At 62.4% G+C, this 14,676-nt stretch carries 11 protein-coding genes and 1 riboswitch; of the genes, 6 read left to right on the top strand and 5 right to left on the bottom strand.

Annotated elements, in window-relative coordinates; genetic code table 11:
• Positions 1-155 precede the first annotated feature (155 nt).
• From ATC00_RS23995 to ATC00_RS23980, 4 genes are all read left to right on the top strand, one after another.
• Positions 156-2,468, top strand: coding sequence for an NADP-dependent malic enzyme (locus ATC00_RS23995; RefSeq protein ID WP_064254660.1), 2,313 nt, complete (start codon positions 156-158; stop codon positions 2,466-2,468).
• 173 nt (positions 2,469-2,641) lie between these two features.
• Positions 2,642-3,376 (top strand): helix-turn-helix transcriptional regulator, encoded by a 735-nt coding sequence (locus tag ATC00_RS23990; RefSeq protein WP_037386099.1) that lies wholly within the window; start codon positions 2,642-2,644, stop codon positions 3,374-3,376.
• Positions 3,377-3,530: 154 nt separating this feature from the next.
• The gene (locus ATC00_RS23985) at positions 3,531-4,175 is read left to right on the top strand and encodes an acyl-homoserine-lactone synthase (protein WP_037386123.1); all 645 of its coding nucleotides are present in this window, start codon (positions 3,531-3,533) and stop codon (positions 4,173-4,175) included.
• Between the two features lie 189 nt (positions 4,176-4,364).
• On the top strand, positions 4,365-5,459 hold the full coding sequence (locus ATC00_RS23980; protein WP_037386101.1) for a DUF2865 domain-containing protein: 1,095 nt from the start codon (positions 4,365-4,367) through the stop codon (positions 5,457-5,459).
• Here ATC00_RS23980 and bluB read toward each other — a convergent pair.
• The 3 genes from bluB to ATC00_RS23965 all read right to left on the bottom strand — a co-directional run bounded on the left by bluB (position 5,413) and on the right by ATC00_RS23965 (position 8,980).
• A complete protein-coding gene (bluB, locus tag ATC00_RS23975) occupies positions 5,413-6,174 on the bottom strand; it encodes a 5,6-dimethylbenzimidazole synthase (RefSeq protein ID WP_064254659.1) in 762 nt (253 codons plus the stop codon). The genes ATC00_RS23980 and bluB overlap by 47 nt on opposite strands.
• 44 nt (positions 6,175-6,218) lie before the next feature.
• Positions 6,219-6,430: riboswitch (cobalamin riboswitch) on the bottom strand.
• Between the two features lie 40 nt (positions 6,431-6,470).
• A complete protein-coding gene (locus ATC00_RS23970; protein WP_064254658.1) occupies positions 6,471-7,295 on the bottom strand; it encodes a TolB family protein in 825 nt (274 codons plus the stop codon).
• 2 nt (positions 7,296-7,297) lie between these two features.
• A complete protein-coding gene (locus ATC00_RS23965; protein WP_064254657.1) occupies positions 7,298-8,980 on the bottom strand; it encodes an NAD+ synthase in 1,683 nt (560 codons plus the stop codon).
• 267 nt (positions 8,981-9,247) lie between these two features.
• On the opposite strand from ATC00_RS23965, the gene ATC00_RS23960 reads away from it, so the two are divergent.
• On the top strand, positions 9,248-11,167 hold the full coding sequence (locus ATC00_RS23960; protein ID WP_064254656.1) for an LTA synthase family protein: 1,920 nt from the start codon (positions 9,248-9,250) through the stop codon (positions 11,165-11,167).
• Between the two features lie 504 nt (positions 11,168-11,671).
• The gene (locus ATC00_RS23955; protein ID WP_064254655.1) at positions 11,672-12,574 is read left to right on the top strand and encodes a hypothetical protein; all 903 of its coding nucleotides are present in this window, start codon (positions 11,672-11,674) and stop codon (positions 12,572-12,574) included.
• A gap of 11 nt (positions 12,575-12,585) precedes the next feature.
• Here the strand turns inward: ATC00_RS23955 and ATC00_RS23950 are convergent, their stop codons facing one another.
• Both ATC00_RS23950 and ATC00_RS23945 read right to left on the bottom strand, forming a co-directional pair.
• On the bottom strand, positions 12,586-12,981 hold the full coding sequence (locus ATC00_RS23950) for a GFA family protein (protein ID WP_161951941.1): 396 nt from the start codon (positions 12,979-12,981) through the stop codon (positions 12,586-12,588).
• A 122-nt stretch (positions 12,982-13,103) separates the two neighbouring features.
• Positions 13,104-14,477, bottom strand: a complete 1,374-nt coding sequence (locus ATC00_RS23945) for a class II 3-deoxy-7-phosphoheptulonate synthase (RefSeq protein WP_037386127.1) — start codon at positions 14,475-14,477, stop codon at positions 13,104-13,106.
• Positions 14,478-14,676 lie beyond the last annotated feature (199 nt).

The following is a 14,676-nucleotide window of genomic DNA, read 5'->3' as shown; positions in this document are numbered from 1 at the left end:
TGTCTCGCCTCGTCAAAACCAGACTCGTGTTTCAGGAAGATGACACCGGAATTCGGCGGACCGGGTCGGGCTGACGAAAAGCGCTGCCGTGAAACTGTACGCGGGCGGGAATTCGTGCCAAAAGGCCCCCGATCCAGAAACGGGGATGTGACGGCATGACCACGGGCGACAAAGCGAAACCTCAATCGGCTCCGGCGAGCGGAGACATCGACCAGCAGGCACTCTTCTTCCACCGCTACCCCCGCCCGGGCAAGCTCGAGATCCAGCCCACCAAGCCGCTCGGCAACCAGCGCGATCTGGCGCTCGCCTATTCGCCCGGCGTCGCCGCCCCCTGCCTTGCCATCAGGGACGACCCGGAGAGCGCCGCCGATTTCACCGCCCGCTCGAACCTCGTCGCCGTCGTCTCGAACGGCACCGCCGTGCTCGGCCTCGGCAATATCGGTCCCCTCGCCTCCAAGCCGGTCATGGAAGGCAAGGCGGTCCTCTTCAAGAAATTCGCCGGCATCGATGTCTTCGATATCGAGATCGACGCACCAACCGTCGAACGCATGGTCGACGTGGTTTCCGCGCTGGAGCCGACCTTCGGCGGCATCAATCTCGAAGACATCAAGGCCCCGGAATGTTTCGAGGTCGAGCGCCGCCTGCGCGAGAAGATGGACATTCCCGTCTTCCATGACGACCAGCACGGAACAGCGATCATCGTCGCCGCCGCCGTCCTGAACGGCCTGGAACTCGCCGGCAAGGACATCGCCAAAGCGAAGATCGTCGCCTCGGGCGCCGGCGCCGCGGCCCTTGCCTGCCTCAACCTTCTCGTCACCCTCGGCGCCAAGCGCGAAAACATCTGGGTCCATGACCTCGAGGGCCTCGTCTACAAGGGCCGCGAGGTTCTGATGGACGAATGGAAGGCGGTCTACGCACGGGACAGCGCCAATCGCGTGCTTGCCGACAGCATCGGCGGCGCCGACGTCTTCCTGGGGCTTTCGGCGGCCGGCGTCCTCAAGCCCGAACTGCTCGCCCAGATGGCCGAGAAGCCGCTGATCATGGCGCTCGCCAACCCGACGCCGGAAATCATGCCGGAAGTTGCCCGCGCGGCCCGGCCGGATGCGATGATCTGCACGGGACGCTCCGACTTCCCGAACCAAGTCAACAACGTTCTCTGCTTCCCGCATATCTTCCGCGGCGCGCTCGATTGCGGCGCGCGCACCATTAACGAAGAGATGAAGATGGCGGCGGTGCGGGCTATCGCCGGCCTCGCGCGCGAGGAACCGTCGGATGTCGCGGCCCGTGCCTATTCAGGGGAAACGCCGGTCTTTGGACCCGACTACCTCATCCCCTCGCCCTTCGACCAGCGGTTGATCCTGCGCATCGCCCCGGCCGTTGCCAAGGCGGCTGCCGAAAGCGGCGTCGCCACCCGTCCGATCCAGGATTTCGACGCCTATCTCGACAAGCTCAACCGCTTCGTCTTCCGCTCCGGCTTCATCATGAAGCCGGTTTTCGCAGCCGCCAAGAACGCCCCGAAGAACCGCGTCATCTTCGCCGAAGGGGAAGATGAACGGGTATTGCGCGCCGCCCAGGTGCTCCTGGAAGAAGGCACGGCCAAGCCGATCCTGATCGGCCGCCCGCAGATCATCGAAACCCGCCTGCGCCGCTACGGTCTCAGAATTCGTCCCGATGTCGACTTCGAGGTGGTCAATCCGGAAGGCGATCCGCGCTATCGCGACTACGTCGAGGAATACTTCACGCTGGTCGGCCGTCTCGGTGTCATTCCGGAAGCCGCCCGCACGATCGTGCGCACGAACACGACGGTGATCGGTGCGCTGGCAGTCAAGCGCGGTGAAGCGGACGCATTGATCTGCGGCGTCGAAGGGCGCTACAGCCGACACCTGCGCGACGTTTCGCAGATCATCGGCAAGAAGCCCGGCGTCCTCGACTTCTCGGCGCTCAGCCTGTTGATCTCCCAGCGCGGCGCGACCTTCTTCACCGACACCTATGTGAGCTTCAGCCCCAGCGCCGAAGAGATCGCCCAGACGACCGTGATGGCTGCCGGCGAAATACGCCGCTTTGGGATCACGCCGCGCGCTGCGCTTGTTTCCCATTCGAATTTCGGGTCGCGCGAATCCGAGAGCGCCGCCAAGATGCGCGCCGCGCTCAAGATCGTCCGCGAGCTGGCGCCCGATCTCGAGGTCGACGGCGAAATGCACGGCGACGCGGCGATCTCCGAAACACTGCGCGAGCGGGTGATGCCGAACAGCACGTTGAAGGGCGAAGCCAACCTGCTCGTCTTCCCCAATCTGGACGCCGCCAACATCACCCTCGGTGTCGTCAAGACCATGACCGACAGCCTCCATGTCGGGCCGATCCTGCTCGGCTCGGCGCTGCCGGCCCACATCCTTTCTCCCTCCGTCACTTCCCGCGGCGTCGTCAACATGGCCGCTCTTGCAGTGGTCGAGGCAAGCCATCCCGCCTGAGGGATGGCGCTCCGGTCCATCGCGCTTTAGGCGATTCCTTGGCCGCTTGCACCGGAAATGCAACTATGGATTGATTTAATCCAAAGAGTTGCACCGATTACGAAATATAGCACTAGACAAAAACCGGCGGGCTAAACCATGTTTATTCTAGGGGCATGAATCGGTGTTACGGCATGACTAATCAACAGGCTGTCCTCGATCTGCTGGATATCGTGGAATATGGCGGGTGTGCGGAACCGCAGCAATTCTTCGCCTTGATGCGACGCACCTTCGATATTGCGCATCTTCTCTATCTCGAAGCGGAACCGACCGCCGAGGGTCTCAAGGTCTGCCGCCTGCATCACACCTTCGGCGCCTATGCCGAGGAACTGTATCTGTCGCGCGGTCTTCACCGGATCGATCCGATTCTTCGGCTGGCCCTCGGGGGCGTGAGGCCTGTGGAATGGGCGCCCGCACGCCGCCGCTTTCCCGAATGCGAGCCGCTCTTCGAGGCTGCGGAGGACATCGGCCTGTCCACGGAAGGCGTCGCCCTGCCGCTGCCCTCGCCGGCCGGCCGCATGGCGCTGCTGGCGATCAGCGCCAACATGTCGCCGACGGAATGGTCCGAATATCGTCGCTGCCATCTGCGCGACTTCCAGCTGGCGGCCAATCTTTTTCATGCCTCGATGCTCGAGCGGGCGATGGCGGATGCGATCGACGAGCGCGATACGCGATTGACCAGCCGCGAAACCGAGGTCTTGACCTGGTCGGCGGCCGGCAAGAGCTATTGGGAAATCGCCACGATCCTCGGCATTTCCGAACGCACGGTCCGCTTCTTCATGAGCAATGCGCGGCGCAAGCTCAATGTCGTGTCAAACACGCAAGCGGTTGCGCAGGCGGTCCGCCATGCGTTGATCCCCACCATCTGACGGGGGAATTTACCATCTGAGCTCGGTCCAGGCGGCCGATACCCCACAAATTCTATGGGAAAAATCGTCGGATTAAACTGTCACTACCGACAGTTACATGTGTCGCCCGAGACTGACAGCATCGCTCCATCGCGCAAACACGATGGAGCGAAAGATGATCAGGATAGTGAACGGAAACGCTCGCGGGAAACATCCGCAGGCTATCGACGAGATGTTCCGGCTGCGCAAGCGCGTCTTCCATGACTTCTTGAAATGGGACGTCAGGACCGAGGGCAACTGGGAAATCGACCACTACGACAAGGCCAATCCCCTTTATGTGATGTCGTACTCGCCGGAGACTGGAAAGCTGCGTGGTTCGCTGAGGCTCCTGCCGACGCTGGGGCCGAACATGCTGGACGATACATTCCCGGTCCTGCTCGGCGGCAACCCGGAAATTCGCAGCGCTTCGGTCTGGGAATCGAGCCGCTTCTGCATCGACCCGGATATCTCCCAGGATCGGTCCTCCAACCAAGTGACGGTTGCCGCCGCCGAGCTCATGTGCGGCGTCGGCGAACTTGGTCTTGCCTCCGGCATCAGCCACATCGTCACCGTCACCGACGTCTTCCTCGAGCGGATGTTCCGCCGGATGGGGTGCCCCGGAGAACGCATTGCCGAGCCGCACAGGATCGGCAATGTCCACGCGGTCGCCGTCGCCTGGGAGGTGTCGAGAAGCCTGCTTCAACGAATGATGGCCGTTGCCGCCATCGAGGGTTCGGTGCTCGAACGGCCGATGTCGCTCGAAACCGCAAGGGCGGCCTGATGTGAGGCCGGGCCGTTCACGCGGCCCGGCCCTTCCTGCCTCGAATGCATTAACGCAAACGCCGTCTTGTCGTTGCGCCCTCACCTTAACATCGTATGATGGTGATTACAGGCGCCCCTGTGCCGCGATCAGCGGAGCGAAATGCAGGAAAGACGAGTGTCAGTGTTCCGATCCCCGGCGACCTTGAGGATGATGCGCCTCGCAGCGGCCCTCTTGCCGCTCGCCTTGGCGATGGCCGGGCAGGCGTCGGCCACCGACGTCTGCGAGCGGCTCAGCGCCCGCCTCGCGGATCTGCCGGCGGCCTTCACGACAACCGCCAATCTTCGCGATTTCACCGGCGCGGTTTCACGCCAGAACATCGAACTTCGCCGCGCCAAGAACGAAAGGCGGCGCATGGCATGCACCGATGAGTCCGTAGTCTACATCGACAGCGAAAATGAGGCCGCCTGCGCCGAACTCGACGAGGCGATCGCGCGCATGGAGGACAATCTCCACACGCTCAAGGACCAGCGCCGGCATTTGATTTCGAAGGGCAACGAGGACATGCGCCGGCGAATCCTCGTCGCGATGGAATTGAATGATTGCTTCGGGGAAGCCGGTCTGAACTGGGACGAGACGGCTCCGGGTGAATTCGGCACCGAAGAAGCCCGCGCTCACCGCAACATCCTTGAAAGTTTCCCCCCGGACGGCGAGGATTATCCGTTGCTGTTCGATGGCCCGACCGACGATTTCACATTCATGGAGAATGGCGCCGCAGGCGGCTTCAGAACCATGTGCGTGCGGACCTGCGACGGAGCGTTTTTCCCGATTTCGTCGAACGCAACACCAGCCGACTTCGAACGCGACGCCGAGCTTTGCCGGGCACGATGCCCCGGTGCCGATACGGAACTCTATTATCACGTCCTCGCCACCGAGGAGAGCGAGCAGATGGTTTCGGCCTCCACGGGAAGGCCGTATAGGGAGCTCCCCAACGCCTTCGCCTATCGTGTGCGCGACGTCGGTTCTCCCGGCATCTGCGGCTGCCAGATTCCCAAGGTCACGACGGATCAGAACAAAAGCACCACCTCGGGAACCAAACTTTCGGTGGTCAGCCCTTCCGTCGTGACGATCAAGGGGCCGTCAGCCTCCGGACAAGCGGAGGCAAAGCCAGCGGAAGAGCGCCCTTATGACCCGAAGACCAGCAAGGTCCGCGTCGTCGGTCCCGCCTTCCTGCCACAGGAAGAGAGCGCGATCGATCTCAAGAACCCTCGCGGATCGCGTTATCAGCCGCTGCAGAATGAGTGACTCGTTCGCTTTGAGCAGTCGGAACACGGCCATCCTGGGCGCCCCATCCTTCGTCGAAAACGAGGTCCTCGAGCGGCAAGCGTTGCCGCCAGCCCTTCACCGCCAGTTCCGGTTGCTGGTAGAGCCGGTCGACATAGCCGAGGCATAGCCAGGCGACGATTTCGATGTGTCCGGGAATGCCGAGGATCTCCTTGATCTCATTCTCATGAAAAATGCTGACCCAACCGACGCCGACGCCTTCTGCCCGCGCCGCGAGCCAAAGATTCTGCACGGCGCAAACCGTCGAATACACGTCCATTTGCTGGTTATGTGTGCGGCCGAGCACGACGGCGCCGCCGCGGGTCCGGTCGCAGGTCACGCATATGCTGAGCGGCGCCTTGCGTATGCCCTCGAGCTTGAGCGAGCGGTATTTCGCCTGCGCCTCACCCGAGAACATTCCGGCCGCCTCCTCATTGGCGCGCCGGAATGCCTGCCAGATCCTCTCCCGCGTCTCGCTTCGGCGCACGAGGACAAAGTTCCACGGCTGCATGAAGCCGACGGACGGGGCACGGTGCGCCGCTTCAAGGAGGCGGGCGATCAGCGGCTCGGGCAATGGTTCGGGCAGGAACTCGTCGCGCACGTCGCGGCGCGTCTCGATGGCGCGATAGACGGCGGCACGCTCGTCCGGCGAAAAGGCACCGGCTGGCGCAAGGCAGCCGTTCGGGTCAGGCAGCATCGTTCGATCCCCAACAATGCGCAACCTCCCGCCGTCCGCGCGGGGCCGGTCTATCTCGCCAGGCCGGTCTTCTGACTTCGGATCACTCGGCTGCGCCGCCTTCCCAGATCACGTCAGGATCCAGTGGCAAAGCTCTGAAAATGTTCAGAACTTCTTTGACGCAGACGTCACCGTCACAGCGTTGGGCACGTGCCGGAATTCAACCGGCTTCCCGATTCTCCCGCAGCAAGCGGGCACCTGACGGCCGCATATGGGCACAGCCGCCGGCGAAAGGCAAGGCGATGCCGCGGCCCGGCTCAGACCGGTCGATAACGTACGAAGGCAAATTCATCGCCCTTGGGCGACCAGTTTGGAACGTTCATCGTCCCCTGCCCGCCGAAGAGCTCCAGGAGGACACGTCCATTGCCGCCCTGCGGATCCATCAGCCGCAGGCGGACATCGAGATCGCGCGGATGGTCGAAGACCTCGCCGTCATAGGAGAGCACGAGCAGATGCCTGCCGTCCGGCGACGGGTGCGGGAACCAGTCGCCATAGGGGCTGTCGGTGATGCGCTGGACATCGCGGCCGTCCGGCCGCACGCGCCAGATCTGCATTCGCCCGGTGCGGCTCGAGTTGAAATAGATCCACGCGCGGTCCGGCGACCAGTCCGGACCATCGTTGCGGCCCTCGCCATGTGTCAGGCGCCACTCTTCCCCGCCGTCGATCGAAATCGTGTAGATGTCGAAGACCTGGTCGCGGATGCCGCAATAGGTCAGGGTCTGCCCGTCCGGGGACCAGCCGTGCCAATAGGACGGCAGGTTGCGCGTCACCAGCCGGGGCGTGCCGCCCTCGGCCGGCAGCAGATAGATTGCCGACTTGCCGAACTCGGTCTTGTCGCTGATCGCCAGCGTTTTCCCGTCCGGCGAGATGCCGTGATCGTTGTTGCATTGGCGGGCAAAGCCCGTGTCGATCTCCGTGGGGTCGGAACCGTCGAAGGCAAGCCGATAGAGCCTGCCGTCGCCGTTGATGATCAGGGATTTGCCGTCCGGTGACCAGTTCGGCGCCTCGACCAGCCGCTCCGTCTGCCAGACAACCCGCGTCTCGCCGCTTGCGATGTCGAAGGTCTCGACCGAGCTTCGCATCGCTAGCCCCTGTCTCGGAACCGGTTGGTGATCGGATAGCGCCGGTCGCGACCGAAATTCTTCTTGGTGATCTTAACCCCTGGCGCCGACTGCCGCCGCTTGTACTCGGCGATGTAGAGCAGGTGTTCGATCCGATGCACCGTCGCCTCGTCATGGCCGCGGGCGACGATTTCCTCCGTTCCCATCTCCCTTTCCACGAGGCACTCGAGGATATCATCGAGCACCGGATAGGGCGGCAGCGAGTCCTGGTCGGTCTGGTTGGGTCGAAGTTCGGCCGAGGGCGCCTTGTCGATGATGTTCACGGGAATGACCTCGCCGGAAGGGCCGAGCGCGCCAGGCGGCACGGCGCCGTTGCGCCAGCGCGACAGCCCGTAGACCTGCATCTTGTAGAGGTCCTTGATCGGGTTGAAGCCGCCGTTCATATCGCCGTAGAGCGTGGCGTAGCCGACCGACATCTCCGATTTGTTGCCGGTGGTCACGACCATCGAGCCGAACTTGTTGGAGATCGCCATCAGGATCGTGCCGCGCGTGCGGCTCTGCAGATTCTCCTCGGTGATCCCGGATTCGGTCCCCTCGAACGTGTCGGCGAGCGCATTGAGAAAGCCTTCGACGGGCTCCTCGATCGCAACAACGTCGTAGTGGCAGCCGAGCGCCTTGGCGCAAGCCTCGGCGTCCTTCAGCGATTCCCGCGACGTATAGCGGTAGGGCAGCATGATCGTGCGAACCCGCTCCTCGCCGAGCGCATCCACCGCAAGCGCCGCGCAGATCGCCGAGTCGATGCCGCCCGATAGGCCGAGGACGACGTTCTTGAACCCGTTCTTGTTGACGTAGTCGCGAAGCCCCAACATGCAGGCGCGATAGTCCGCCTCCTCGCTCTCCGGCAGGCGCGACCGAAGCCCGTCGGCCGAGACCCAGCCATCGTCGCCCCTGGTCCATTCGGAGATCGACAGCGCCTCCTCGAACTGGCTCATCTGGAAGGCGAGCGAGCGATCGGCATTGAAGCCGAAGCTCGCTCCGTCGAAGACCAGTTCGTCCTGCCCGCCGAGCTGATTGGCATAGATCATCGGCAACCCGGTCTCTATCGCTTGCTTCAGCACGACCTGGTGACGCACATCGACCTTGCCGCGATAGTAGGGCGAGCCGTTGGGGGAGAGCAGGATTTCGGCGCCGCTCTCCTTGAGCGTTTCGCAAACGCCGAGCTCGCCCCAAATGTCTTCGCAGATCGGTACCCCGATGCGAATGCCGCGAAAGTTCACCGGACCGGGCATCTCGCCTGCGTCGAAGACCCGCTTTTCGTCGAACTCGCCGTAATTCGGCAGATCCACCTTGTCACGGACGGCGATGATCTTGCCGGCATCCAGGACGGCCACGGAATTGTGCCGCTGCGCGGAGGCCTGACGGGGGAAGCCGATGATCACCCCCGGCCCTCCATCCGCCGTCTCTGCGGCGAGATTTTCGACGGCGCGCAGGCAAGCCTTCAGGAACGCCGGCTTCAGCACCAGATCTTCGGGCGGATAGCCGGAAATGAAAAGCTCGGTGAACAGCACCAGGTCGGCTCCCTGGCGCGCCGCGTCGGCCCGCGCTTCGCGCGCCTTGGCCAGGTTGCCGGCGATATCGCCGACGCTCGGATTGAGCTGGGCTACGGCGATCCGTAGCGTCGAAGGTACGGCTTTCTGTGGGGTCATGGCAGGCCTGTCGGTGTTTCCTCGGCGAATGCAACCAGCTTAAGGCTTGTTCTTAACGCATCCGGCGGCAAAAAACCCACTCCCAATCGCAATGTCCGCGGAAAAAATCTGAAAAACCGTGCAGTTCCCGGCCGTTAACTGACGCGCCAGCGGTTCTTCGACGCGGCGGGAACCGGAGGATCATCAAAGCCGTTTCGCCATTCATCCCCCGTTCAAGATGACAGTCGTATGACAGTTGAACGAAAGTTTTATGAAATTGGAGAAGTTGTGGCCAGTATCGATTCCGCCGCGAGAGGTCATCAGGTCTATGTCGAAAGGCCGGGCTTTTCCGTTCGTCATGCAAAGACCCTGGCGGGCACCCGCAGCACGCTGTTTTCGCTTTCGATTGCGGCGACGATCGTCTTTGCCGTCGAGTTTATCGTGCGCCAGTCGGGCTCCGAGACGATCGCCTATTTCATCGATCCGATGCGCCCGGCCTGGACGACGGTCGCAGCCTTCTTCCTCGTCATGCTGGCGCTCGACGCGCTGTTCGGCCGTGAGCACAAGGGCGCGCTCTTGGTGGCGCCGCTCGCCATCATCCCGGCATTTATCTGCCAGCAGAAGCAAGTCTTCCTGTCCGACCCGCTTTATCCGACCGATTTTCTGTTCGGCCGGCAGATCATGGAATTGATGCCGGTGCTGGTGAAGGACCGGCCATGGACCGCCATAGGCGTCGTTCTCGGCATTCTGGTAACCGCCGTCGCCATCGCCCTGCTGCTGCGCTACGCCTGGCGGAATTTTCCCAAGCTGACGCACAGGGAGCGTCTCGCACGGGTGGTCTTCGCCCTGCCGCTGCTCGTCGCCTTCTGGAACATCATGGATTACAACCAGTTCTCTTGGGTCCGTGACCGGTTGCGCGTCATTCCGATCATGTGGGACCAGACCGAGAACTACCGCCACAACGGATTCGTACTCGCTTTTGCGATCAACCTGCCGATGGCCAATGTGAGCGCCCCGCCCGGCTACATGGCCGATGCGATCGGCCGTATTCCGGTAAAGCCGCTGCCCGCCGGCACAACGCATCGCGGCAAGCCGGACGTCATCGTGCTGATGAGCGAATCCTTTTGGGATCCGACGCGCCTCCCCAAGGTCAAGCTGACGCCGGATCCGATGCCGACGATCCGCGAACTCCAGGGCGGCAACGTCTTCTCGCCGGAATTCGGCGGCATGACGGCCAACGTGGAATTCGAAGCGCTGACCGGCTTTTCCAATGCCTTCCTGCCCTATGGCAGCATTCCCTACCAGCAATATATCCGCAATCCGATCCCGTCGCTCGCCACCTTCTTCCGCGGTGAAGGCTATGTGTCGCGCGCCATCCATCCGTTCCAGGGCTGGTTCTGGAACCGCACCGCCGTCTACAAGGCCTTCGGCTTTGATACCTTCCGCTCCGAAGAGAACCTGCCGGCGATGCAGAAGCGCGGAATTTTCGCTTCGGATGAATCGCTGACAAAGGAGATCATCCGCCAGGCCGACGCGATGGACGATCCCTTCTTCTTCTTCGCCGTGACGCTGCAGGGCCATGGGCCCTACGAGCCGAACCGCTACGCGAAGAACACCATCAAGGTCGAGGGCGACCTGCCGGAAAGCGACCGCCAGGTGCTTGCCACCTACGCTCAAGGGATCAAGGAGGCCGACGACAGCCTGAAAATGCTCATGGACTGGGCGAAGCAGCGAGATCGCGAGACGATCATCGTTCTCTTCGGCGATCATCTGCCGCCGCTCAACACCGTCTACACCAGCACCGGCTACATGAAGGACGTGACGGCGGAGCGCAAGGGCTCGAAGGACCAGATGAAGGCCCAGCACGAAACGCCGCTCGTCGTCTGGTCGAACAAGACCGGTGCGCGCAAGGATATCGGCAGCATCAGCCCGGCATTTCTTTCTTACCAGATTCTGACTCAGGCCGGCTACGAGCACCCCTACTACACGGGCTTCCTCGGCAAGGTTCACGACCACTTCCGCGTTCTCGACCGCTATATGCTGATCCGAAAGAACGGCAAGGGCTTGGAGAACTGGCTGCGTCAGCCCAAGATCCCGGTAACGCTGCGCGACTACCGTTTCCTCCAGCACGACATGATGTTCGGCAAGCGCTACAGCACCGAGCGCTTCTTCAAATCGCACGCCGAACTCTTCAGCGCCGGCTTATAAACGCATCGCTAGCGGAAGCGACTCATTGGCCCGGCGTCCCCGCCGGGCCAACTGCATTCCTACAGCGCGCGCTTTTTCAGACATGCAAAGGACCCTGCGGAGTTCGGCGTCCGACACAGTGGCCTGAGACTCCACCATAACGCGAGTCAGACTTCACTAAAGTATAAATAGAACGGTGCGTTAACGATTTGCGCGCATCGTACAGATGCGTAGATACCCTGAAATCAACTGCAAATCGGGCGGAGACGCTGCAATGTCCGCTTCCCGGCGCCATTCTGCATGGGTCCTGTGGTTACCGGCCAAGCCGATACCCATACCGGAGTATGGCAGCCACGGTTCTTCACCCGCCGGTAGCATCAGTATCGCAAATTCCCCTAAAATTTACGTGAACCCAAACGACGTACTTGCGCGTTTAGGCCAAGGTGAGATTTTATATTGATTGCGCCGGGGCACGGGGTAAGCGGAGCATTCGGTGCGCGGAGAGGTCTGGAGCACACGCAACAGATGCAGCGGCTTGCTGGGACGGAAGAAGCCGGACGGAAGACTCCACCCGCCTTTACGGTGGACGCTCTCGTGCAAAACCCTCAATTTCTTGAGGTCTTGCAAGCGGGCGCGCGTACCCTGATTTCCATGAACGACCTGTTTCCGCGCATCGCGCGCCTCGTGGCAGCCCACCAGAGATGGATGCTCACGCAAGCGGCCTATGCCCTGCACCTGGAGCGTGACCCGAACGACGCCGACTCCGGCATCACGGCAGCGCGATTGCTGAAAATCATGCACGAAACGGGAGCTGCCAGCCGGAACACGGCGACCGCCTTCCTTGCCGAACTCATTGCCTACAAATTGCTCCGCCCGGCAAATGGCGGCCGCACGAAAAGAACGCGTCCCCTCGAGCCCACGGAAATCAGCGAAAACGCCATGCGGCTCTGGTTCAAGACGCAGATGAGCACACTCGATTTGTTGGACGGCGGATCGCGCGTCAGACGCGTCGAGACGGATCCCAGCATCTTCGAGCGCGCGCAGCCTCGCGTCGCCAGGCGGCTGCTCTCGGATCCGAGATGGACGCAGCCGCCGGAAAGCATTGCGATCTTCGTATGGTCGGAATCCGGCGGGGTGATCCTCGACGACCTGATGGCGCGCCCGCCCAGTCTCCTCGCCGTCAACGGCAAGGTCTGGATAGACGTCAGCCTTGCCAGGCTTGCCGAACGCTACCTGATCTCGAACACGCATATTCGCCGCCTGTTCGCGCGCGCAGAAGCGGCCGGTTTCATCGGCAAGGGAGACGATGGGGCACGTGGCCGGTTCTGGTTGAGCAGCCGGCTCATCGAAGAATACGCCTCCTGGGAAGCCGTCAAGTTCGAGGCGCTGGCGGATGCCTTCGACCAATCCGCGGTCGCATGTCCCTGAGGGCAAGCGCGTTACTGTGACGCCTCCGCGAAGCGCGGCAGATCATCGTGAATGTCGTAGAAGTCACCCTTGTCGGCGCAAAAAATATGATAGCCGGGCTCAAGGCCGGTCGGCCCGTCGAACGTCCCCGCCAGGATGGAGGTATAGTCAAGGCCGTCCGCTTTCCAGAACAGTGCCGAGCCGCAGTGACGGCAGAAGCCGCGCTTCGCGCTCCTGCTGGAGTGATACCAGGTGATCTCGTCCGCACCTTGGACATCCATGCGGCTGTCGAGGACATTCGTGGCGGCGTAGTAGAGACCCGTCTGCTTCCGGCACTGCGAACAATGGCAGAAAATCAGCTCCCTCAGTTGCCCCTGCGTCTTGAACCGCACCGCGCCACAGAGGCAGCCGCCTTCATGGATTTCCATCATTCCCCTCTCCATTGCAGCAAAAAAGCCGGGCCAGCTTCACAAGCTGGCCCGGCCCTGTCAAATTCAGAAGATGCGCCGATCGTTCAGTAAAATTGAGCTTTCGACGCGTCTGCGATCACTCAGCCGTTGACCACCATCTTCTTCTCGTCACGGCCGCCCTTCATCCGTTCGGCAAGCAGGAAGGCAAGCTCCAGCGCCTGATCGGCGTTGAGGCGCGGATCGCAATGGGTATGGTAGCGGTCAGCGAGATCGTCACCGGAAAGGGCGCGTGCGCCGCCGGTGCATTCGGTCACGTCGTTCCCGGTCATCTCGATATGGATACCGCCCGGATGGCTGCCCTCGGCGCGGTGGATCTGGAAGAAGCTTTCGACTTCCGAGAGGATCCGCTCGAAGGGCCGGGTCTTGTAATTGTTGAGCGTGATCGTGTTGCCATGCATCGGATCGCAGGACCAGACGACCTTCTTGCCTTCACGCTCGACGGCGCGGATCAGACGCGGCAGGTGCTCGGCGACCTTGTCGTGGCCGAAGCGGCAGATCAGCGTCAGGCGGCCGGCTTCGTTGGCCGGGTTCAACAGGTCGATCAGTTCCAGGAGGCCATCGGCAGTCAACGACGGACCGCATTTCAGCCCGAGCGGATTCTTGATGCCGCGGCAATATTCGATATGCGCATGGTCGGGCTGGCGGGTGCGGTCGCCGATCCAGATCATGTGGCCGGATGTCGCGTACCAGTCGCCGGAAGTCGAATCGACGCGCGTCAGGGCCTGCTCGTAGCCGAGCAGCAGCGCCTCGTGGCTGGTGAAGAAGTCGGTCTCGCGCAGGCTCGGATGGTTTTCCGAGGTGATGCCAATTGCCTTCATGAAATCCATGGTCTCGGAAATCCGGTCGGCGAGCTTGCGGTAGCGCTCGGCCTGCGGGCTGTCCTTGACGAAGCCGAGCATCCACTGATGCACGTTCTCGAGATTGGCGTAGCCACCCATCGCGAAGGCGCGCAACAGGTTGAGCGTTGCGGCCGACTGGCGATAGGCCATGATTTGCCGCTCCGGATTGGGGATGCGCGCCTGCTCCGTGAATTCGATGCCGTTGATGATATCGCCGCGATAGCTCGGCAGCGTGACATCGCCCTGCTTCTCGACGCCCGAGGAGCGCGGCTTGGCGAACTGACCGGCGATGCGGCCGACCTTGACGACCGGCTGCTGGGCGCCGAAGGTCAGCACCACCGCCATCTGCAGGAAAGCGCGGAAGAAGTCGCGGATCGTGTCCGCGCCATGCTCGGCAAAGCTCTCGGCGCAGTCGCCTCCCTGCAGCAGGAAGCCACGGCCCTCGGCCACGTTAGCGAGCGCACTCTTCAGACGCCGGGCCTCACCGGCAAAAACGAGCGGCGGAAACTTCGCGAGACGGCCTTCCACGGCCTCGAGCGCTAAGAGGTCCGGATAGTCCGGCACCTGCTGAATGGGTTTTTGCCGCCAGCTGTTCGGAGTCCAAGTCTGTGCCATTTCCATCACCTGTTGTCAGACGCGGCTGGACCGCGTCGCGCCCCCTGCGGCCACCAGGCCGCCCGGCATACGGAGAGTTTGTTCGAACCGGCAGGCTGGCCGGTCCGAGCCGCCACTTCCGCACGAGCCGGTCACGCCGCGGATGCGGGCTTATAAACGTTAACAGGAGGCTTGGAAAGCCACTCTACCAGAAAACATC

Origin of the sequence: Sinorhizobium americanum, assembly GCF_001651855.1 — a bacterium.
Lineage (GTDB): Bacteria > Pseudomonadota > Alphaproteobacteria > Rhizobiales > Rhizobiaceae > Sinorhizobium > Sinorhizobium americanum.
The sequence above is the reverse complement of the archived record's forward strand: the minus strand, read 5'-3'. Positions and strand labels throughout refer to the sequence as shown.